22 protein-coding genes are annotated in these 19,711 nt (G+C 65.0%); 11 read left to right on the forward strand and 11 right to left on the reverse strand.

Annotation, left to right across the window (positions count from 1 at the left end; translation table 11 throughout):
- Positions 1-10: 10 nt before the first annotated feature.
- The 5 genes from CBW50_RS10190 to folE2 form a co-directional block, all read right to left on the reverse strand.
- Positions 11-2,461 (reverse strand): transglycosylase domain-containing protein, encoded by a 2,451-nt coding sequence (locus CBW50_RS10190; protein WP_086145421.1) that lies wholly within the window; start codon positions 2,459-2,461, stop codon positions 11-13.
- Between the two features lie 74 nt (positions 2,462-2,535).
- The gene (locus tag CBW50_RS10195) at positions 2,536-2,931 is read right to left on the reverse strand and encodes a hypothetical protein (RefSeq protein WP_086145422.1); all 396 of its coding nucleotides are present in this window, start codon (positions 2,929-2,931) and stop codon (positions 2,536-2,538) included.
- On the reverse strand, positions 2,928-3,746 hold the full coding sequence (gene blaOXA / locus CBW50_RS10200) for a class D beta-lactamase (protein WP_086145423.1): 819 nt from the start codon (positions 3,744-3,746) through the stop codon (positions 2,928-2,930). The genes CBW50_RS10195 and blaOXA overlap by 4 nt, the downstream gene beginning before the upstream one ends.
- 86 nt (positions 3,747-3,832) lie before the next feature.
- On the reverse strand, positions 3,833-4,000 hold the full coding sequence (locus tag CBW50_RS29320; protein WP_157792302.1) for a hypothetical protein: 168 nt from the start codon (positions 3,998-4,000) through the stop codon (positions 3,833-3,835).
- Between the two features lie 33 nt (positions 4,001-4,033).
- Positions 4,034-4,951, reverse strand: coding sequence for a GTP cyclohydrolase FolE2 (gene folE2 / locus CBW50_RS10205; RefSeq protein ID WP_086145424.1), 918 nt, complete (start codon positions 4,949-4,951; stop codon positions 4,034-4,036).
- Between the two features lie 121 nt (positions 4,952-5,072).
- Here folE2 and CBW50_RS10210 point away from each other — a divergent pair, with 121 nt between their 5' ends.
- Genes CBW50_RS10210 through CBW50_RS10220 form a run of 3 tightly spaced genes read left to right on the forward strand, consistent with a single transcriptional unit; the run spans position 5,073 to position 6,151 of the window.
- Positions 5,073-5,408: a winged helix-turn-helix domain-containing protein gene (locus CBW50_RS10210; protein WP_086145425.1), complete on the forward strand. Its 336-nt coding sequence runs from the start codon at positions 5,073-5,075 to the stop codon at positions 5,406-5,408.
- A 15-nt stretch (positions 5,409-5,423) separates the two neighbouring features.
- Positions 5,424-5,681 carry a hypothetical protein gene (locus tag CBW50_RS10215; RefSeq protein ID WP_086145426.1) on the forward strand — a complete coding sequence of 86 codons (258 nt, stop codon included), beginning with the start codon at positions 5,424-5,426 and terminating at the stop codon, positions 5,679-5,681.
- A 38-nt stretch (positions 5,682-5,719) separates the two neighbouring features.
- Positions 5,720-6,151 (forward strand): hypothetical protein, encoded by a 432-nt coding sequence (locus CBW50_RS10220; RefSeq protein ID WP_226935704.1) that lies wholly within the window; start codon positions 5,720-5,722, stop codon positions 6,149-6,151.
- Here CBW50_RS10220 and alkB read toward each other — a convergent pair.
- Positions 6,123-6,785 (reverse strand): DNA oxidative demethylase AlkB, encoded by a 663-nt coding sequence (alkB, locus tag CBW50_RS10225; protein WP_086145427.1) that lies wholly within the window; start codon positions 6,783-6,785, stop codon positions 6,123-6,125. The genes CBW50_RS10220 and alkB overlap by 29 nt on opposite strands.
- Positions 6,786-6,868: 83 nt before the next feature.
- On the opposite strand from alkB, the gene CBW50_RS10230 reads away from it, so the two are divergent.
- On the forward strand, positions 6,869-7,339 hold the full coding sequence (locus CBW50_RS10230) for a heme-degrading domain-containing protein (protein ID WP_086145428.1): 471 nt from the start codon (positions 6,869-6,871) through the stop codon (positions 7,337-7,339).
- Here the strand turns inward: CBW50_RS10230 and CBW50_RS10235 are convergent, their stop codons facing one another.
- From CBW50_RS10235 to CBW50_RS10245, 3 genes are read right to left on the reverse strand one after another with little or no spacing between them, the layout of a single operon-like run.
- Positions 7,340-8,032: an aspartate/glutamate racemase family protein gene (locus CBW50_RS10235; protein ID WP_086145429.1), complete on the reverse strand. Its 693-nt coding sequence runs from the start codon at positions 8,030-8,032 to the stop codon at positions 7,340-7,342.
- 17 nt (positions 8,033-8,049) lie between these two features.
- Positions 8,050-8,784 carry an SDR family NAD(P)-dependent oxidoreductase gene (locus CBW50_RS10240; RefSeq protein ID WP_086145453.1) on the reverse strand — a complete coding sequence of 245 codons (735 nt, stop codon included), beginning with the start codon at positions 8,782-8,784 and terminating at the stop codon, positions 8,050-8,052.
- A gap of 7 nt (positions 8,785-8,791) precedes the next feature.
- Complete coding sequence (locus CBW50_RS10245) at positions 8,792-9,520, reverse strand: GntR family transcriptional regulator (protein WP_086145430.1); 729 nt, start codon at positions 9,518-9,520, stop codon at positions 8,792-8,794.
- 136 nt (positions 9,521-9,656) lie between these two features.
- Here CBW50_RS10245 and CBW50_RS10250 point away from each other — a divergent pair, with 136 nt between their 5' ends.
- Positions 9,657-10,109, forward strand: coding sequence for a thioesterase family protein (locus CBW50_RS10250; RefSeq protein ID WP_216356336.1), 453 nt, complete (start codon positions 9,657-9,659; stop codon positions 10,107-10,109).
- Here the strand turns inward: CBW50_RS10250 and CBW50_RS10255 are convergent.
- Complete coding sequence (locus tag CBW50_RS10255) at positions 10,106-10,789, reverse strand: YoaK family protein (RefSeq protein WP_086145431.1); 684 nt, start codon at positions 10,787-10,789, stop codon at positions 10,106-10,108. The two genes, CBW50_RS10250 and CBW50_RS10255, sit on opposite strands and share 4 nt — an antisense overlap.
- Before the next feature lie 189 nt (positions 10,790-10,978).
- On the opposite strand from CBW50_RS10255, the gene CBW50_RS10260 reads away from it, so the two are divergent.
- Positions 10,979-12,343 carry an amino acid permease gene (locus tag CBW50_RS10260; protein WP_086145432.1) on the forward strand — a complete coding sequence of 455 codons (1,365 nt, stop codon included), beginning with the start codon at positions 10,979-10,981 and terminating at the stop codon, positions 12,341-12,343.
- Positions 12,344-12,427: 84 nt separating this feature from the next.
- On the opposite strand, the gene CBW50_RS10265 is transcribed toward CBW50_RS10260, so the two are convergent.
- On the reverse strand, positions 12,428-14,032 hold the full coding sequence (locus tag CBW50_RS10265; RefSeq protein ID WP_139842460.1) for a hypothetical protein: 1,605 nt from the start codon (positions 14,030-14,032) through the stop codon (positions 12,428-12,430).
- Positions 14,033-14,455: 423 nt separating this feature from the next.
- On the opposite strand from CBW50_RS10265, the gene CBW50_RS10275 reads away from it, so the two are divergent.
- The 5 genes from CBW50_RS10275 to CBW50_RS29735 form a co-directional block, all read left to right on the forward strand.
- Positions 14,456-16,138 (forward strand): methyl-accepting chemotaxis protein, encoded by a 1,683-nt coding sequence (locus CBW50_RS10275; protein WP_172404723.1) that lies wholly within the window; start codon positions 14,456-14,458, stop codon positions 16,136-16,138.
- Positions 16,139-16,162: 24 nt separating this feature from the next.
- A complete protein-coding gene (gene cysC / locus CBW50_RS10280; protein WP_086145456.1) occupies positions 16,163-16,789 on the forward strand; it encodes an adenylyl-sulfate kinase in 627 nt (208 codons plus the stop codon).
- Positions 16,790-16,820: 31 nt separating this feature from the next.
- The gene (locus tag CBW50_RS10285) at positions 16,821-17,939 is read left to right on the forward strand and encodes a sulfotransferase (RefSeq protein ID WP_086145435.1); all 1,119 of its coding nucleotides are present in this window, start codon (positions 16,821-16,823) and stop codon (positions 17,937-17,939) included.
- A gap of 194 nt (positions 17,940-18,133) precedes the next feature.
- A complete protein-coding gene (locus CBW50_RS10290; RefSeq protein ID WP_086145436.1) occupies positions 18,134-19,474 on the forward strand; it encodes a diguanylate cyclase in 1,341 nt (446 codons plus the stop codon).
- A 46-nt stretch (positions 19,475-19,520) separates the two neighbouring features.
- Positions 19,521-19,711, forward strand: a 191-nt coding sequence (locus CBW50_RS29735) for a hypothetical protein (protein WP_139842461.1), incomplete at its 3' end; no start/stop codon positions are given.

Consider the following 19,711-nt stretch of genomic DNA (forward strand, 5'->3'; position numbering starts at 1 on the left):
AACGTGGCCGCTAGCCTTGCGGCATTGGCTGCGGTGCCGGGACAGGCGCAGGGGCCGATTCCGGCACGGCCTTGCCATGCGCTTCCTGCCCGCCCTCTTCGGCCGGCACGGCCAGCGGCGCGGGCGGCGCGCCTTCCTGCAGCAAATCGCCCGGCTCTTCCACCGGTTCGTCCTGCGGCTCGTCGACGGGTTCCACGTGGCGCAGCGGCGGTGGCGGCTTGCCGCCGGGGAAGATGGCGTCGCGCGCGATCTTGCCCGTGTCGAGCGCCGTCTTGAAGAAGTCGCCCACCACCAGCACGGCGTTGTGGCCGCCCTGGCCCCAGTAATTGCTGCGCATGGTGACGCGCGCGTCGTTGAAACCCACCCAGGCGCCGCCCACCAGTTCCGGGTGCATCAGGATGAACCAGCCGTCCGCATTGTTTTGCGTTGTGCCGCTCTTGCCGGCCACGTCGGAGCGGATGCCGAAGCGGCTGCGGATGGCCGTGCCCGTGCCCCGGTCGATGACGCCGCGCATCATGTCCGTCAGGGTGGCCGCCGATGCCGCCTGCATGGCGCGCTTGGGCTTGTCTTCGCCGAAACGGGCGATGACCTTGCCTTCGCGGTCAGTGATGTGCGTGACGACGAAGGGCAGACGGGCTTCGCCCTGGGCCGCGATGCTGGCGTAGGCGTTGACCATTTCCAGCAAGGTGACGGGGCTGGTGCCCAGCGCCAGGGACGGCACTTTTTCCAGCTTGCTGTCGCGGATACCGAGCGCGCGCGCCAGTTTGATGATCGGCGGCAAGCCGACGTCCTGCATCACCTGCGCCGTGATCGTGTTTTTCGAGTACACCAGGCCATCGCGCATGGTCATGTCGCGCCCCGTCGTGCCGCTCATGTCCGTCGGGCGCCATTTGGTGCCGTCAGCCGCCTTGATATCCATGACTTCATCGCGGTAGACGTGGTCGGGACTGAGGCCCTTTTCCAGCGCCGCGCCATACACGATGGGCTTGAAGGTGGAACCGGGCTGGCGCGCCGCCTGCGACACGTGGTCGAATTGCTCGCGCGCAAAGTCGCGGCTGCCCACCCAGGCGCGCACGGCGCCCGTGGCCGGGTCCATGGCTGCAAAGCCAGCTTCCAGCCGTGTCTTCGACTTGCGCAGGGCCGCCATGAAGGCGCGGTCGCCCTTCAGCTGCGCCAGCGCGGCCTCGGGCGTGCCACCGGCCGCCGTCAGCTTGCGGTAGTCGGCGGACTCGCGCACGAAGGCGTCGAGCAGGGCCGGATGCGATTTCCAGAAGTAGTCGAAGGCCACGCTGCCGCCCTGCATGCCCGCATACATGCCCGTCGAGGTCGACGACGGCACGCCGGCGCGGCTCCATTCCACGTCGGCGATCGCCTGCAAGGCATTGGCCTGGCGCTCGACGGCCCGCTCGGCCGCCTGCTGCAAGTCGTGGTCGAGCGTGGTGTGCACCACCAGGCCGTCCAGTTCCAGGTTGTAATCATTTTCGTCGGCCCAGTCAATCAGCCACTTGCGCACATAGGCCGTGAAATGGCTGTCCGACTGCGCCCGCTCGCTCTGGCGCTCGAAATGCAGGCGCAGCGGACGCTTGATCAACTGCTTGTAGCGCGCCTCGTCGATGACGTCATGCTTGCGCATCTGGCCCAGCACCACATTGCGCCGCTGCAAGGAACGTTCGGGATTGCCGACAGGATTGTAGTAATTCGTGCCCTTGAGCATGCCGACCAGGGTGGCGCTTTCCAGGATATCGAGGCGCGAAGCGGGTTTGTCGAAATACGTGCGGGCCGCCATTTCGATGCCGTAGGTGTTGTACAGGAAAGGCACCGTGTTTAAATACGCTTCGAGGATTTCCGTCTTGCTGTAGGTGGCCTCGATCTTGAGGGCCGTGATCAGTTCCTTGAGCTTGCGGTTCAGGTTGCGCGAGCGGCCGATTTCCTCGGGGAACATATTGCGCGCCAGCTGCTGCGTGATGGTGGAACCGCCCTGCGGGTTGCCCCCTGCCGTATGCAGGATGGCGCCGGCCGTGCGCGTGAAATCGACGCCGTGGTGCTGGTAGAAGCGGTGGTCTTCCGTTGCAATCAGCGCGCTGATCACGTTCGGCGAAATCTGCTGCAGCGTAACGCGCTCCTGCAAGCCCTGGTCGAAGCGCGCCAGTTCCTTGCCGTCCGCGCTGACCATGGTGCTGGGCGCGGCCGCGCGCGCCTGGCGCAAGTCGTGGATGCTGGGCGTCAGCGGAATCAGCAGCAGCATGTACAGGATCACCAGCGCCAGCACGGCCAAAAACGACCATAAGGCCAGCACCAGCGCGCGCCGCACGGGCGGCAAGGTCATCAAGTGCGCATGGCCGCGCCGGTACAGCGCCACTGCCCTGGTCCACGCCACGCCCGCCACGCGCACCGCCTGCGCGCGCCCCCGTATGAATGCCTGTCTTGCCTTTTCCTGAAACTGCTCCATGCCTGATGCCATGCTTCTAACCTTGTCTGATGCCGGATGATCCGTTTCAGCAAGTATATAGGGCGGGCAACAAAGCGGGCCGGAATTTAGGGCAGGCAAGCATCGAGGCGGGCCAGGGTGACGCCGACATAGGCGCCCACGCAGCGTTCATCGCGCGTATGGAAAGCATCTTCCACGCGCAGCAGGCCGCAGTCGCAGACGACGGGATCGACGCTGATCACCTGCCCCAGCGCCAGGTAGCGCCAGCCGTCGAGGCGCTGCAGGCGTTTTTCGCGGCCCGGGTTGGCGTGGAAGATGGCGTCCCAGTCATCGCTCTCGCCGGCCACGGGCCACAGTTCGGCCTGGAATCGCGTGCCGGCGGCCAGTTGCCCGCCGCCGAACTCGTCCATCACGTGCAGGCGCTGGCCGTCCACCTCGATGACGGCTTCCAGATAGTCGCCGTCGCTGGCGACGAAGATGGCCGTGACGCTAGCCGGCGTCACTTCTGCGCCTGCTCCAGCAGAGCCGGCAATTCCTTCAGCATGGCTACGCGCGTGCGCAAGCCGGCCGATTGAGCGCCCTTTTGCTCGTCCTGCACCAGGCGCGCGAAGACGATCGTGCGCTCGCCCTTGCTGGCCCAGCCCACGAACCAGCCATAACCGTGCGCTTCGTCAAAGCTGCCGTCGGCCTTGCGCGGGAAGGCGGCGCCCGTCTTGCCGTGCACCTGCCAGCCGTCCACGTCGGCCAGTCGCGTCAGGCGACGCGTCTGCTCCATCGCCTGCTTGCTTACTGGCAACTGATCGTTGACCAGCTTGCGCAGGAAACCGAGCTGCTCCAGCGGCGAAATCTTCAGCGAAGAACTGATCCAGGAGCGCTCCAGGCTGTTCTCCTTGCCGGGGTCGCCCGACACATCCGCATTGCCGTAGCGCAAAGCCTTGGCATATTTCTGAAAGCGCTCGGCGCCCAGCGCCTGAGTGATCTGCTGCGAATACCAGACCACCGAGTACTGCATCCAGCGCGACGGGTCCGTATCCTGGCGCCACGCTTCGCCGCCCCAGTCCACATAGCCCTGGCGGAATGGCAGGCTGGGCTTGTGCTCGTCCTTGAGGAAGCCGGCGTCATAGCCCATCAGGCTGAGCGCGATCTTGAAGGTGGACGCGGGCGTGACCCGGTCGATGCAATTGCCTTCCTGCAGCAAGACAGTACCGGCCCTGGCATCGGCCATGGCGGTGCAGATGGTGGCGGAATGGGCAGGCGAGGCGGCCAGAACGGCGCCTGTCAGGCCGAGGATGAACGGAAAGAATGCGCGGTATTTCATGTGCCTCCAGGGTTGGGGGAGAGAAACAAAGCGAAATTGTACCGGGCAGCGCGGCGCGATGCCAGCGCTGATGCAGCGCGTGCGCGCTAGCGCCCTGCCGGCGAGCCCGGCTGGCGTTCCCGCTTCAAATGCTCCTCTTCCAGCTCGTCCATCCCCAGCTTTTCCTCGTCGATCAGCGCATGCTCGCGCCGCTCGCGCTCCAGCTCCTCTTCCAGGCTGTCTTCGCCAGGCTCCTGCGTGATGTTCTCCGGCATGCGGTCTTCCTCCACGGTGGTTGAGTGAAAAGCTCAGGCAAGCTGCCCCGCCTGCGCCACGGCGTCGTGCGGATGCAGGCTTTCCATATGCCTTACAGTAACACTTGTCTGCGCATAATGTAGCGCCAGCGCCGCCTGCACGCGGCGGGCCGCGTCTTCCACGTACATCAGATTAGCACCATTCAAGCGCGCGAACGCCTGTTCGTCGGCCCGTTTCACGGCCGTCTGCAGGGGCGTCGCCAGCGCCGCTTCCACCAGGTCAATCAGGGGAAACAAGTCCAGCTCCGCTTGCTCCGTCAATGGCACGGTCACCGTCGCCGTGCTGCGCTGGCTGTGCGGCGTGGCCAGGCTGGCGTGTTCCTGCAGCCAGGCGTGCGCGGCGGCGCCGTCGATGCGGCCCGCGCCGAACTGCGCCGCAAAGGCGTCGGCCAGCAATTGCCGCGCCAGCGCCGCCGAACAGGGGCAGGTGGACGAATAAGCGACCTCCACCGTCAGGGACAGGGCAAAGCCCTGCGGAGAAACACCGGCTTGCAGGCGCACGGGATACGATTTCCAGCCCGACAGCCCCGCCGTCAGCAGCGCCGGCTGGCGCCGCAGCAGGGGAAAGGCCAGCGCGATGCGCGCCTGCGTGCTGCCGCAATCAGCGTGACTGTCCACCATGCGCCGCAGCACGGCGGCCAGCGCGCCCGCCTCGAGCGGCTGTGCGGCCGCAAACGCGTCGAGCAGCAGGTACAGGCGCGACATGTGGATGCCCTTGACTGCCGGATCGGGCAGATCGACCTGCACGTCGGCCCAGGCATGGACTTGCTGCGCCTGCCCGCCCTCTTCCAGCCACAGGGGCAAGGCGATGCCCTGCATGCCCACCCATTCCAATGGCAAGGGGTGGCCCAGATGGGGGCCGGCCGCCACGTCGGGCAGGGGCGAAGAAAGGGAATCGCGCTTCATGGTCATGGCTCCATATGCAAACAAGTTGCATATCATGGAGAAAAAGCGCCGTATTTGCAAGTATCTTGCATTAAAACGGCGAATGATTTCTCTTGACTCGCTAACACATGTCAGATAATGTTGACACATGACAGATACAAACACCTCCCCCACCGGCGAGCGCTTGCTGGCCATGCTGGCGGCGCTCGACAATCCGCACCGGCTGCGCATCATCGCGGCGCTGGCCAGCGGCGGGCGCAACTACATCAGCCAGCTGGCGCGCGACCTGGGCATCAGCCGGCCCCTGCTGCATTTGCACCTGCAGAAGCTGGAACACGCGGGACTCGTCACCAGCCAGCTGGAACTGTCGCACGACGGCAAGGCCCTCAATTACTTTGAAGCCAGCCCATTTGAATTGCTGCTGACGCCGGCCAGCATCGCCGCGGCGGCGTCCACGCTCACCCCCAACCCGGATCAATCCTGAACTGTAGAGGTCATCATGTCTGAAAATATCTTTTTCGCCGCCTTCTTCTTCCCCTGCACGGCCGCCGTCATCATCTTCGCCCTCAAATATACGTCCGGCATCGTGCAGGCGCGCGCCCGGCTGGCGCAGGACGGCGCCTACCAGGAGCTGGCCAGGTCCGCAGCCGCCGCGCAGGCGGAAACGGCAGCGTCGCTGGCCGTATTGAACGCCTCCGTGGCGCAGATCCAGGCGCGCCTGGGCAGCCTGGAAACGATACTCAAGGAAGTCGAGTAAACCCTTTCATCGCCACCCCACGACCAGGAGACCGCACCATGAATACCGTATCGACCGCCCGCCTGTATGCGCTGCGCGCCATGTATCTGCTGGTTGTCCTGGGGCTGGGCAGCGTGCTGTGGCCCGGCATCGTCACGCCGCACGCGCCGTGGGAACTGGCGCGCGGCACCGTCAACTGCATGCTGGCCGCGTTCTCGCTGCTATGCTTGCTGGGCTTGCGCTATCCGCTGCAGATGCTGCCCCTGCTGCTGTGGGAGGCGCTGTGGAAGACCCTCTGGCTGCTGCTCGTGCCGCTGCCGCAATGGCTGAACGGCCAGATCGATCCCGCCACCGCGGCAACCGCGTTTGAATGCGCGTTCGTCGTGCTGGTCTACCTGGCCATCCCGTGGCGCCATGTGCACGCGCAGTACGTCGTCAAGCCGGGAACGGCCTGGCGCCAGCTCAGGCAGCCTTGCGAAACGTCAGATTGATGCGTTGCGCGCCCAGCAGCGGGTGTTCACCCTCCTTCAGGGGCGCCACGCCGTGGAAGCGCAGGCGGTCGGCGCCGCCCCACACCACCACGTCGCCATGCAGCAGGGGGATGCGGATAGCCTTGTCGGCCCGCTCCGCGCCGCCGAACAGGAAGGTGGCGGGCAAACCGAGCGAGACGGAGACGATGGGCGCATTGAAATCGCACTCGTCGCGGTCCTGGTGCAGAGCCATGCGCGCGCCGGGCGCATAGCGGTTGACCAGGCAGGCGTCGGGCATGAAGTCCGCATAGCCGGCCGCCAGCGCCGCCTGCTGCGCCAGGTGCAGGAACACGGGAGGCATCGGCGGCCAGGGACGGCCGCTGGCCGGATCGAGCCGCGCATAGCGGTAGCCGCGTCCATCCGTGACCCAGCCGAGGGCGCCGCAATTGCTCATGGCGACCGACATGCGCAAGCCGCCCGGCGTGGCCATGTGGCGCAGGGGCGCCGCCAGCATGATGGCGTCCAGCGCCGGCAGCAGCTGCGCCAGGCAAGGCAGCGCGAATGCGCGCAGCAGGACCGACGCGGACGATCCCGGCACCAGCGGCGCCGGGCCGGCCGGAGCCTGGTCTTCATCGGCAAACAGGGACAGGTTCATGGCGCCTATTTTAGCCGCATTACACAAAAAGCCCCCATGGTGCGCTACAGTAGCGCTTCCAGCCACTACCACCCGCCTCCACGATGGATCATTACGCCGATTTGCTGCACACCCTGGCGCAACAGGAACAATCCCTGCAATTCGAGCGCTTCGACAACGACGCCGCGCTGGCCGTGGGCCTGTGGATCGTCGAAGAAGTGCGCAAGCGGGGCAAGGCCGTCACCGTCAATATCACCCGCAACGGCCAGGTCCTGTTCCACCACGCCATGACGGGCGCCACGGCGGACCAGGCGGACTGGATACGCCGCAAGAACAACACGGTACAGCGCTTTTGCCGCAGCTCCTATTACATGGGCATCTCGCATAAAAGCCGCGGCAGCACCTTCGAAGACGTCAAATACCTCGAAGACGTCGAGTACGCGGGCCATGGCGGCGCGTTTCCCCTGCTGATACGCGGCGTGGGACTGGTCGGCACGGTCACCGTATCCGGCCTGGCGCAGGCGGACGACCACGCGCTGGTAGTGGCTGCCCTGCAGGCGCAACTGGACAAATAGTCAACCGCCGACTGCATGGCGCAGGGCGGCGCGCGCCAGCAGGCGCGTGGAATCGAGCGTCGGCAGCGGCGCATTGGCGTCGCTGATGATGAGCGGGATTTCCGTGCAGCCGAGGATGACGGCGTCGCAGCCCCGCTCGCGCAAGCCTGCGATGACGGCCTGGAAGCGCGCCACGCTGTCCGGCTGGACCGCGCCCGGCACCAGTTCTTCCATGATGATGCGGTTGATCTCGTCGCGCTCGTCCTCGCCGGGCCGCACGCAGGCGATGCCGCGCGCGGCCAGCCTGTCCGGATACACGGCGCTGTCGACCAGCCAGCGCGTGCCCGTCAGGCCCACGCGCCGGTAGCCGCGCGCGGCCGCCTCACTGGCCACGACGTCGGCGATATGCAGCCAGGGCAGCGGCGACCGGGGCGCCATCAGGGCAAACGCCTGGTGGATGGTGTTGTCGGGGCAGATCAGGAAGTCGGCGCCGGCGGCGGCCAGCTTGTGCGCCGACGCCAGCATCAGCCCGGCCACGCCGGCCAGATCGCCCCTGTTCAGGCATTCCACGTAGCGCGCCAGCGGCGGCGTGTGCAGCGTCACTTCCGGATGTTCATAGGCGCCCAGCGCATGCGCGCCCTCTTCGCAGATGGTGCGGTAGCACAGGGCCGCCCCTTCGGCGGAACAGCCGACGATGCCGATATGTTGAGTCATGCGATCTTCCTTTTCACTTAAATGCGCTGGCCGCCGTCGATGGGGATCTCCGCGCCCGTGATGTACGAGGCGCGCTCGCTGCATAAAAACTCCACCAGGTCCGCCACTTCGGCCGTCGTGCCCAGGCGGCGCAGCGGAATTTGCGTGTCGACGATGTGCGAGGTCCCCGGCGACAGAATCGCCGTGTCGATCTCGCCCGGCGCAATCGCATTCACGCGCACGTTCAGCGGCGCCATGTCATTGGCCATTTCGCGCGTCAAGGACGCCAGCGCCGCCTTCGAGCTGGCGTAGGCGGAGCCGGCGAACGGATGCACGCGGTAGCCGGCGATCGAGCACAGGTTCACGACGGCGCCGTGCGCATTCGACAATTCCTGCGCAAAGCCGCGCGTCAGGGCCAGCGGCGCAAAGAAATTCGTGTTGTACATTTCCTGCCACGTCCGCATGTCGGTGGTCAGCGAATTGACGCGCGCGCCGCCCGGCCCCTTCGGCGACACGCCCGCGTTGTTGACCAGCGCATGTAGTTTGGAGTCGCCCAGCATGGGGCGCAGGGTATCGACCATCTGCCCGATCTGGCTCAGGTCCGACAGATCCATGCACACATGCGTGTTGTGCTCCTGGCTGCGCGGGCAGCCGCCCGGTATCGGGCTGCGCGAGACGGTGATGACCCGCCAGCCCAGGCTGCGGAAGCGCTCGGCCACGGCGTGGCCGATGCCGCGGCTGGCGCCCGTGACGATGGCGGTCTTCTGTTCCATGCTCCGTTCAATCTTGTGCTTGATGTGCGTCATGTGCTTCCTTGTCCTGTTGTGTTGCGCCGGCATGCATGCGCTCCTGGCGCATCACATAGGCCAGCATTTGCGTGCCGCCGTCGAGAATGTCCTGTTCGATGGCGCGCCGCGCGGCCGCGCCGTCGCGCCGGCGCAGCGCGTCGAGGATGGCGTGGTGGTGGCCGACCCGCATGTCGGGAGAAAAGCTGGCGTAGCCGACGGCGATCAGGGGCGCCGTCTGCATCCACAGGTGGTCGACGAAGCGTTTCAATGTCGGCATGCCGGCCGCCTGCGCCAGGCCCAGGTGAAAGGCCTGGTTGCATTGCAGGGCCGCCGCCTGGTCGTGCCGCGCAATCGCCGCTTCATTCGCCTGCAGCAGGCGCTCCAGGTCGGCCAGGGTGGCGGCGTCGATGCGCTGCGCCGCCTCGAACGCGCCCAGCCCTTCCAGTTCCAGGCGCAGCGCGCGGATTTCCAGGTAGCGCGCCACGCTGAGCACAGGCACGCGAAAGTCGCGCGGCGAGCGCAGCACCAGCGCCTCTTCCTGCACCAGCTGCAGCATGGCGTCGCGCACAGGCGTGACGCTGGTGCCCAGCTGCAGCGCCAGCTCGCGGATGCGCAGCCGGTCGTTCGGCTGGAAGCGCCCGGCCGCCAGGGCTTCGCGCAGCATCGCATACACGGACTTGCCGAGGTTGACGTGCAGCAGACTGTCCAATTGGCGCTTCATGCGTATGCTCGAGAGTTGAAAAATTATGATGCATCATACATCAAGAGAAAAAACACTGCTTCATACCGTGCGCAACGCCAGCGCAAACGGCCGCAAGACCGTACAATCAGCCGCCACCGTCTCGAAAGGATTGCTCTTGAACTGGGATTTTCCGCACGCCTGCACCCTGCCCGTCAGCCCCGAACCGGCCGATATCGACGGCTTGCAGCATACGAACAACGCCGTCTACGTGCGCTGGTGCGAGCATATCGCCTGGCACCACTCGGCCACCCTGGGGCTGGACCTCGACGATTACCGGCGCCTGGACCGGGCCATGGCGATCCGCCGCGGCGAATACGACTACCTGCTGCCGACGCGGGCCGGCGAAGCGCTGACCCTGGCCACCTGGCTGTGCGCCAGCGATGGGCGCTCCAGCATGGAGCGGCGCTTCCAGCTGGTGCGCGACAGCGACGGCGCCACCGTCGTGCGCGGACGCTGGCACTTGATCTGCATCGAATTGAGCAGCGGCCGCGCGCGCCGTTTGCCGCCCGAGTTCCTGGCCGCATACGAGCCGGCCGTCGTCGCTGCGCGCGCGCCGGCGCGGGACTAAGCGGCCAGGCGCGCCGGTTCCAGCGCGATCAGCACCAGCAGGATGGCCAGCGGCACGGCCAGCGCGGCAAAGCCCACGGCCAGGTAGGCAAAGGCGGCCAGGATGGCGCCCGCGGCAAAGCCCAGCAGGGGCCAGAAGAATTTGACGCAACGTTCGCGCGTGGCGCCGTCAGCCGCGCCGCGCAGCACGTCGACCGTGTCGATCACCACTTGCGTCACATTGCCCGTCATCATGGACGTGGGTGCCAGATGGGCCAGCAGCAGCCGGCTGATGGCGCTGTGCGCGCCCATGGCCGCCGCGCCGGACAGGCCGGCCGTCATGGCCAGCGCGCCCGGCTCGGGGCCCAGCGGCTCGGCCAGCACGCCCAACACCATGAAACCGAGCAGCAGCGCCAGCTCCAGCAGCAACGCCAGGCGCAGCGCCGGTCCGCCGCGGCGTTCGGCCGCCACCGTCAACAGCCGCGCCGCCGCCACGCCCGCGACAAACGCGGGAAACGCCAGCAGCTTGAGGGCGATCGAGGCATGCGTGGCGTTGGCCAGCGCCGCGCCGATCAGCACGAAGTTGCCCGTCACGTGGGCGGTGAACAGGCCAAACAGGGCGACGAAGCCCAAGGTATCGACATAGCCGGCCAAAAAGCCCAGGCTGACGCCCTGCAAACGGCTGCGCTGCGCAAGATTCATACCCACTCCTTGAAATTTTCCATCATGATACCGTGGCGCCGCCGCGGCCTGCAGCCGTTTTGCGCGCCGTTCGGCGAAGATGCGGGGCGTTTCTTGCACCTCCGCAGTGCAACATGCATTTCGCTCCTGCTTTGCCCGAGCATGCTTTAGAATCAGCGACCTCAGCCCCGTAAAAACAGGATAAAACATATGACGGCAGTCGGGAATACCGAACCACAAGAGCTCAAGCGCGGCCTGAAAAGCCGCCACATCCAGCTCATCGCCCTGGGCGGCGCCATCGGCACCGGCCTGTTTCTGGGCATCGCGCAAACCATCAAGATGGCCGGGCCTTCCGTGCTGCTCGGTTATGGCATCGCCGGCGTCATCGCCTTTCTGATCATGCGCCAGCTGGGCGAGATGGTCGTCGATGAACCGGTGGCCGGCTCCTTCAGCTACTTTGCCGACAAATACTGCGGCCACCTGCCCGGCTTTTTGTCGGGCTGGAACTACTGGGTGCTGTATGTGCTCGTCAGCATGGTCGAACTGACGGCCGTCGGCATCTACGTGCAGTACTGGTGGCCGGACGTGCCGACCTGGGTCTCGGCGCTGGTGTTCTTTTGCGTCATCAACGCCATCAGCCTGCTGAACGTGAAGGCATTTGGCGAGATGGAATTCTGGTTCTCCATCATCAAGGTGGTCGCCATCATCGGCATGATCGTCTTCGGCGCGTATCTGCTCGCTTCCGGCGATGCCGGACCGCAGGCGTCGGTGGCCAACCTGTGGCAGCACGGCGGCTTCTTCCCGAATGGCTGGCAAGGCCTGGTGATGGCCATGGCCGTCATCATGTTTTCGTTCGGCGGCCTGGAACTGGTGGGCATCACGGCGGCCGAGGCGGACGATCCGAGCACGACGATTCCCCGCGCCACCAACCAGGCCATCTACCGCATCCTGATCTTTTACATCGGCGCGCTGGGCATTCTGCTGTCCCTGTACCCATGGCAAAACGTCGTCACCGGCGGCAGCCCTTTTGTCCTGATCTTCCATGCGCTCGACAGCAACCTGGTGGCCACGGCACTGAACGTGGTGGTACTGACGGCGGCACTCTCCGTCTACAACAGCGGCGTGTACTGCAACACGCGCATGCTGTTCGGCCTGGCCAAGCAGGGCAACGCCCCGCGCGCGCTGCTGCAGCTGAACCGCCGCGGCGTGCCGCTCGTCGCCCTGGGCGTCTCCGCCCTGGCGACGGGCGCCTGCGTGGTGGTCAATTACCTCATGCCGGGCAAAGCATTCCAGGTATTGATGGGACTGGTGGTCTCGGCGCTGATCATCAACTGGGCCATGATCAGCTGGATCCATTTGCGCTTCCGCGCGCAGAAAAAAATCGAAGGCAAGACGACCCTGTTCCAGAGCCTGGGCTACCCGTTCACCAACTACCTGTGCCTGCTGTTTTTGGCCGGCATCCTGGTGATCATGTACCTGACGCCGGGCCTGCGCATCTCCGTCTACCTGATTCCCGTGTGGCTGGCCGCGCTGGGCGTCGGCTACTGGATCAAGCAAAACAAGGCCAAGGCATAGGCTGTTTTACACCGCATCAAGCAAAAAGCCCGTCTTCGCAGGAAGGCGGGCTTTTTGCATTCAACGCAGTCTCGCCGTCTATTGCTAAGCGGCGGCCCCGCCCTCTTCCGGCAGCACGTCGGCGCGCCACAGGCCGATGGTCTGGCCCGGATACGATTGCAGCAGCACTTCGTCGTTCAGGGTCAGCATCGCCTGCTGGCGCTGCTCCGCCTTCTTCTCGGGCGTCATGCCCAGCTCACCCGTCTTGTACGGCCCCAGCACGGGCAGCAGGTCGCGCAGCACGGAATAGTTGCCCGGCGTGGTCTTGTCCGATTCCAGCTTGCCCAGGAAATATTTCATGACATGCTCGGACTGGCTGGCCTCCTGCCGCAAGCTCGCCTTCACCATCTTGCCATCCTTGTAGGCCACCTGCGCGTCGCTGCTGGCCGTATCCTCGATCTGGTGGTAGGTATAGTTCTGCGATTCCGTGCTGGTCGTCAGGCGCAGCGGCACGCCGGGGACGAGGGTCTCATGGAAGCTGGCGCTGAGCTTCGATTGCTGCTGCTGCCTGACCGAACGTGCATCCTGGCTGGCACCGGTCTGCTCCGTCTTTTGCGACACTTCATAATTGAAGCCATCCTTTTCCGAACTGCGCATGGGATTGCTGAATTGCACGGTCTGCGACACGGAGGCGCTGAAATCGGCCAGTCCCGTCAGGATGGACTTGTCCTCGGCCGCCAGGCGCCACTTGCCCGTCGCGGGCGTGTCCGTGGCCGCTTGCGGCGCGGCGGTATTGCTGTGCAGGGCAGTAAAGCTGTCCTTGAGCATGGCCACCAGCCCCGCGTCGCCATGGCCGCGCGACGCCGCCTGGTCGAACTGCTTCATGTAACTGCCCAGCGCCTTGGCTTGCCGTTCCTTGCTGCCCAAGGTATTGAGTTGGCTGGCGTCGACCTTCAGGTCCAGGCTGCCGGCCAAGCCGCTGAAGCTGATCTTGCACTGCGCGCCATCGGCCTGGAAATCCAGGGTTTGAATACTTTCCGGCTCGCCGCGCACCTTGACTTCCGCATGCAGCTTCACCGACGCCAGCAGCTGCTGGTCGAACTGCATCAGGCCTTCCAGCTTGATTTTCGGCGTATCCCGTCCCATGCCATCGATGGCGTCCTGAAAACCTTTCGCCAGGTCGCCCAGGGCGCTGGCTTCAGCGTCGCTGAGCTCGCCGCTCGTCGTCATGCTCACGGCCAGGCCGTCTTGCTGGCTGTCGAGCGACAGCTTGACTTCCACGCCGCTTTTGGTGGTGATGGTGAGGGCAACCTTGTCCTCGCCATTGCCGTGCAGGCTGCCCGGCGCGATGCCGGACGCCGCGTAGACATTGGGCGTGGTGCTCGGCGGCGGCTGCCGCATCGCCTGCGCGAAATTGTAGTTTCCAAGCTTGGCCTGCCCCAGCATGGCCGCGCCCAGGCCGCTGAAGCGGCCGCCAAACGCATGCGAAGAGAAACTCTTTGTCATCGCGTCGCTCACCTTGTTGCGGGTCGCGCTTTCCCATATCGTCGGCGAAGGCAGCAGCTGCGCGACGGCTTGCGTCGCCCCGATGTCAACAATGGAGGACGGGCTCGGCGCCGGAGACGGCGTGGCATCCGCCTTGGTGGCAGCGGCATTGAGCGCGCGTGAGGGACTTGGATTCCAGCTCGGGATCGAGGAGACGGAGGTCATGGGTCTTATGCCTTGCTAAACGAAGATGGGTGGTTAGGTAAAGTATGCATAACTTTCATTTTTTGATAACTGCTAGCCGTCGAGTACTGCCATGTTTTCTCAGAGCAAGGGATGGGTCGCATCTCAAGCGCTAAGCAGACACTGCTATAACGACGTGAAATGTGAAATCATGAGCGCGAAGGAGCATGAAAATTTTTCATTCTTGATACAAATCACGCTCCGCCGCCATGCCAGCGTTCGCAGGTGTTCGCCATCTAACTCAATTTGAACAGTTGCCACAAGTAAATTTCTACTGTTGCTCAAATGCTGAAAGTGACTATGTGTGATTTTTCGCCCGCCCGCAATCAATATGATCGCTGAGTGCTTGGTGATAAAGCTGCATATGCTTACTCGGAACCGCAAGCACGGCCTTAAGGAGGCAATATGAAATTTATGCACTTAACCATCGCCAAACGGCTCGGCATGGGCTTTGGCCTGGTCGCCCTGTTCCTGTTGCTGGTCATCGCGCTGGGACTGACCAGCATGCGGCAAATCCAGGATCGCATGGATGAAGCGACCAAGGTCAACGACGTCGAAACCAGGCTGGCCCAGACCATGGATTTGACGGTGACCGAGCGGGCACTGGCCCTGCGCAATCTGATCTTGCTGAAAGAAGACAAGGAAATCCAGATCGAGGTCGCGCGCATCGGGGAGCAGGAAAAGAAATACGCCATCGCCCAGCAAAAGCTGGGGGCGATGTTCGGCAGGCTGGAGGGCACATCGAGCGAAGAAAAAAGCCTGCTCGAACAGATCCGCACACAAAGCGAGCTGGCGGCCCCCTTCATACAGCGGGCCGCCGACCTGGCGCTGCACCAGAAACAGGACGATGCCTACAAGCTGCTGCGTTATGAATTCCGCCCCGTGCAGAAGCGCTGGTGGGAATTGCTGCGCACCTTGATCGCCGTCGAGGAAAAACAGAATAGCGAAGCCTCCATCATCGCCGAGGCCGCCTACAGCCAGGCGCGCCTGATGATGCTGAGTATCGGCTCGCTGGCGCTGGTCACCAGCCTGCTGGCCGCCGTGCTGATCACCCGCAGCGTGACGCGCCAACTCGGCTGCGAACCCGACGAAGCGGCGGCGATTGCCGGACAGATCGCCGGCGGCAACCTGGCCGTCCCCATTCATACCCGCGCCGGCGACACGCACAGCCTGCTGTACGCCATGCAATCGATGCGCGACAGCCTGGCGCAAATCGTCCAGCAAGTTCACGCCAGCACCGAGACCATCGCCACGGCGGCGGGACAAATCGCCATGGGCAATCTGGACTTGTCTTCGCGCACGGAGCAGCAGGCCAGCACGCTGGAGCAAACCGCTTCATCCATGGAAGAACTGACCAGCACCGTGCGTATCAACACCGACCATGCGCGCCAGGCCAACGGGCTGGCCGAAACGGCTTCCGATGTCGCCACCAAGGGCGGCGCCGTAGTGGCGCAGGTGGTCGACACCATGGCCGCCATCGATGTCTCGGCGCGCAAGATCGTCGACATCATCGCCGTCATCGACGGCATCGCCTTCCAGACCAATATCCTGGCGCTGAACGCGGCGGTCGAGGCGGCCCGCGCCGGGGAACAGGGGCGCGGCTTTGCCGTGGTGGCCACCGAGGTGCGCAACCTGGCGCAGCGCTCGGCCGCTGCGGCGAAGGAAATCAAGGACTTGATCGGCGACTCCGTCGACAAAGTCCAGGCCGGCAACCGGCTGGTGGAACAGGCAGGATCGACCATGCATGAAGTGGTCGCCAGCGTGCGGCGCGTCACCGGCATCATGTCTGAAATGATGTCCGCCAGCCAGGAACAATCGGCCGGCATCGAGCAAATCAATATGGCCGTGACGCAAATGGACAATGTCACGCAGCAAAACGCGGCCTTGGTCGAGGAAGCCGCCGCCGCCGCGCAAGCGATGCAGGAACAGGTCAACAGCCTGAACGAGGTGGTCAGCGTCTTCCGCGTGGAAAACAGGGACGGCCGCCGCGATGCGGGGCTGCGCGTGGTCAGCCGTCCGCCAGCGCCCCTGGCAGTGCCGCGCCCCGCCGCTGCCAAGCCCCGCGAAATCGAATGGGAGCAGTTTTGAGCCGGCAACGGGGGAGTGACGCACGTGGGTAAACTGGAACAGATCGCCGCTGCGGGCGGCGTAGCGCAACACATCTTCCCGCATGCGGGCCATATCGGCAAGGCACAACGCAGCGTGCTGGCCGGCCAGCAAGGCGCGACCTTGTGGCTGACCGGCCTGAGCGGTGCAGGCAAATCGACGCTGGCCTACGCGCTGGAAAGGCGGCTGCTGGCGGAGGGCCACCTGAGCTGCGTGCTCGACGGCGACAATATGCGGCACCACCTGAATGGCGACCTGGGTTTCTCTCCCCGCGACCGCCAGGAAAACATCCGCCGCAGCGCCGTCGTGGCCAGGCTGATGAACGATGCCGGCATGATGGTCATCTGTGCCTTCATCTCGCCGCTGCGCGGCGACCGCGAAATGGCGCGCCAGATCATCGGCAGCGATAATTTTATCGAAGCCTACATCAGCACGCCATGCGCGCTGTGCGAGGAACGCGATCCCAAAGGACTGTACCGGAAAGCGCGGGCCGGACTGATCCCTGCATTTACGGGCGTCTCGGCGCCCTACGAAGTGCCGCTGGCGCCGGCGCTGACGCTCGATACCGGCACGCTGTCGCTGGACCAGGCTTGCGAACGGCTGTTCCAGCAACTGCGCCCGTGCTTCATCTGATGTCGCGCCCACTTTTCAGAGGAATGATGAAATGAGCAGCAGCCACCATTGCGGCCACGGTAGGCGCCCGCGCCCTGTCATGATGATCCCCCTGCGCCGCTGCGGCAGCCATGCCCTGCGGCTGCGCCTGAACCTGTCGCCCCAGTTTTATTCACCGTATCCGCTGCACCTGGTCGACATGATGCCATTGCTGCCCCTGTACGGCGACTTGCGCGACGACCGCGCCTACTTTCGCCTGGTGGTCGATGTGGTGGGCCTGGCGGCGGTCAGCATGGTCAAGTGGCCGGGGGTCGTCTTCGATCCAGTGGAAGTATTCGAGACGCTGCGCAGCCAGCCGCGCAGCATCCACCGCGTGGCATGGGAACTGCTGCTGCGCGCGGGCGAACACCGCCAGGCGCAGGTGGTGATGGACAAGTCACTCGACAGCGTGCACTACGCCGACGACATCGTGCGGCTGTACCCGGACATGCTGTTCCTGAACGTGGTGCGCGATCCGCGCGCGCAGGTGGCATCGATGAACCGCGCCATCATCCACGATTTTGACACGCTGCTCAATGCCAGGACCTGGCTGGCCGCCCATGCGGCAGCCGACCAGGTCGTGCAACGCTATGGGGCACGCGTGCTGACGCTACGCTATGAAGATTTCCTGTCGCGCCAAAGGGAGACGCTGGAAAAGGTATGTGACTTTCTCGGCATCGCCTTCCTGCCGCAAATGCTGGATGTGACCGCGTCGGCGGAAGCGCGGCAAATCGCGCAGTTGTCGTCGCTCTGGTCGGCCAACTGCTATGCGCCCATCGCGGCCAACATCGACAAATTCAGGCAGCAACTGTCGGACGATGACATCAACATCATCGAAACGCTCACCGGACCGTATATGGACCGCTACGGCTACGCGCGCCTGAGCCGCGGCGACGCCAGCATCACGCCCGCGCTGATCGAGCTGGCCGGCCTGCGCTCGGCGCAAGGACGCGAACGCGCCTGGCGCACCCTGGAACACGATAACTTCCGCGATTACCTGCTGCGCCGCTGCCGCGCCGACTATCTGGCACAGCTGCATGTACGGCTCAGCCAGAGCAGCGGCGCGCCGGGCAGCGGCACCATCGTTACGCTGGATCAACTGGACCCGGGCGCGTTTGTCGTCAGTGATTAAAGCCTGGCCATCGCCAGTGCCAGGCCGCCCTCCTGCGCCTGGCAAGCAGCTGCTTGCCCGGTAGCTCTTCCTAGGTGACATGCTTGGGCATGCCATCGCCATTGCCTCCCGGGCAAGTCGCGCTGACCAGTCATTTATCCCTAAAAACAACAATTTCAATATCAATCGGCAATGTCCACTAGAATAGTGAACATATGAAACATATGCTTAGCGCGCCGGTCGCCAGTTTCACCGATTTGCTGCTCGACGCCGTGTGCATGGTCGATGTGGAGGGCCGCTTTGTCTTCGTCAGCGCCGCCTGCGAGCGCATCTTCGGCTATACGCAGCAGGAAATGATCGGCAAGCTCATGCTCGACATGGTCGCCCCCGCCGACCGCGCGCGCACCCTGGCGGCCGCGCGCGCCATTATGGACGGCCATGCGCAGACGCATTTTGAAAACCGCTACCTGCGCAAGGACGGCAGCCTGGCCCACATCATGTGGTCGGCCCGCTGGTCCGCCGCCGACCAGCTGCGCGTGGCGGTGGCGCACGATGTTACCTTACTGAAACAAGCACAGGCGAAGCAGGCTGCGCTGTACGCCATCTCCGAAGCCATGCAGGCGACGCAGGACTTGCCGGCCTTGCTGTACCGCATACAGCACATCATCGGCGAACACTTGCCTGCGCGCAGCCTGACCTTGCTGCTGCAGGACGAACACGGCGCGCAACCTTTCATGACCTGTCATGCCGACGACGGCGCGCCGCAGCCCGCGTCGCCGCTGGCCAGCCTGCTGTGCGACGAAGTGCTGCGCAGCGGGCGTTCCCTGCTGCTGCAGGCGGGGCAACTGGCCGGCCTGCCGCCCGCGCTGCAAGTGGCGGCCGGCACCTTGTCCGGGTGCTGGCTGGCCGTGCCGCTGTATTCCTCCAGCGGCAGCATCGGCGTGCTGGCCTTGCAAGGCAGCCCGGACGCCGTCATCGGCACGGAGCAAGACCAGGATCTGCTGCAATTTGTCGCCAAACAGCTGGCCACCGCCATCGAGCGCCGGCAATTGCAGACGCAAATGCAGTTCATGGCCATGCACGATGAGCTGACCCGGCTGCCGAACCGCCGCCTGTTCCACGACCGCCTGCACACGGCGTTCGCGCGCGCGCACCGCCAGGAAGGCCGGCTGTCGCTGCTGTTCCTGGACCTCGACAACTTCAAGCTGGTCAACGACTTCCATGGCCACGCCTGCGGCGACCTGCTGCTGCAGACGGTGGCGGGCCGCCTGCGGGATTGCATGCGGGAAACAGATACCCTGGCCAGGATGGGCGGCGATGAATTCGTCGTGCTTCTGGAAAGCAACGCCACGCCGGTGGACGTCAGCCTGATCGAGCAAAAGATCCACGCGGCGCTGGCCGCGCCGTTGCACTTGGGTAACGGACAGCAGTTGCAGATCGCCGTCAGCATCGGCGTGGCCCACTATCCGGAAGACGGCGACACCATGCAGCAACTGCTGCGTCATGCGGACCGCGCCATGTACGCCGCGAAGCTACTTGCCGCGGCGGCGCGCTAGCGGCCGCCTCCTGGCGGCAATTGCCCCTATGCTATACTTTCCAGCGATGCTGAAACTCTTCAAAACATGGCTGATCCTGCTGCTGATGGCGGCGGTGCCGCTGCAAGCGGCCGCTGCGGGCGTTGCCCGGGCATGCACGCCGCCGGCGCACGCCGCGCCTGCCGCCGTGGCGGCAACGGCCTGCCAGCATCACGGTGCGGCTCCGTCAGCCGCGCCGTACGGCGCCAGCGCGCCCGG

This window comes from Janthinobacterium sp. GW458P (assembly GCF_002127585.1).
In the GTDB taxonomy this organism is placed as follows: Bacteria; Pseudomonadota; Gammaproteobacteria; order Burkholderiales; family Burkholderiaceae_D; genus Janthinobacterium.

Coding starts and splice junctions, on each gene's coding strand:
- CBW50_RS10190 (WP_086145421.1), bottom strand. CDS start 2,461: ATGGCATCAGGCATGGAGCAGTTTCAGGAAAAGGCAAGACAGGCATTC.
- blaOXA (WP_086145423.1), bottom strand. CDS start 3,746: ATGAAATACCGCGCATTCTTTCCGTTCATCCTCGGCCTGACAGGCGCC.
- CBW50_RS29320 (WP_157792302.1), bottom strand. CDS start 4,000: ATGCCGGAGAACATCACGCAGGAGCCTGGCGAAGACAGCCTGGAAGAG.
- folE2 (WP_086145424.1), bottom strand. CDS start 4,951: ATGACCATGAAGCGCGATTCCCTTTCTTCGCCCCTGCCCGACGTGGCG.
- CBW50_RS10210 (WP_086145425.1), top strand. CDS start 5,073: ATGACAGATACAAACACCTCCCCCACCGGCGAGCGCTTGCTGGCCATG.
- CBW50_RS10215 (WP_086145426.1), top strand. CDS start 5,424: ATGTCTGAAAATATCTTTTTCGCCGCCTTCTTCTTCCCCTGCACGGCC.
- CBW50_RS10220 (WP_226935704.1), top strand. CDS start 5,720: ATGAATACCGTATCGACCGCCCGCCTGTATGCGCTGCGCGCCATGTAT.
- alkB (WP_086145427.1), bottom strand. CDS start 6,785: ATGAACCTGTCCCTGTTTGCCGATGAAGACCAGGCTCCGGCCGGCCCG.
- CBW50_RS10230 (WP_086145428.1), top strand. CDS start 6,869: ATGGATCATTACGCCGATTTGCTGCACACCCTGGCGCAACAGGAACAA.
- CBW50_RS10235 (WP_086145429.1), bottom strand. CDS start 8,032: ATGACTCAACATATCGGCATCGTCGGCTGTTCCGCCGAAGGGGCGGCC.
- CBW50_RS10240 (WP_086145453.1), bottom strand. CDS start 8,784: ATGGAACAGAAGACCGCCATCGTCACGGGCGCCAGCCGCGGCATCGGC.
- CBW50_RS10245 (WP_086145430.1), bottom strand. CDS start 9,520: ATGAAGCGCCAATTGGACAGTCTGCTGCACGTCAACCTCGGCAAGTCC.
- CBW50_RS10255 (WP_086145431.1), bottom strand. CDS start 10,789: ATGAATCTTGCGCAGCGCAGCCGTTTGCAGGGCGTCAGCCTGGGCTTT.
- CBW50_RS10260 (WP_086145432.1), top strand. CDS start 10,979: ATGACGGCAGTCGGGAATACCGAACCACAAGAGCTCAAGCGCGGCCTG.
- CBW50_RS10265 (WP_139842460.1), bottom strand. CDS start 14,032: ATGACCTCCGTCTCCTCGATCCCGAGCTGGAATCCAAGTCCCTCACGC.
- CBW50_RS10275 (WP_172404723.1), top strand. CDS start 14,456: ATGAAATTTATGCACTTAACCATCGCCAAACGGCTCGGCATGGGCTTT.
- CBW50_RS10285 (WP_086145435.1), top strand. CDS start 16,821: ATGAGCAGCAGCCACCATTGCGGCCACGGTAGGCGCCCGCGCCCTGTC.
- CBW50_RS10290 (WP_086145436.1), top strand. CDS start 18,134: ATGAAACATATGCTTAGCGCGCCGGTCGCCAGTTTCACCGATTTGCTG.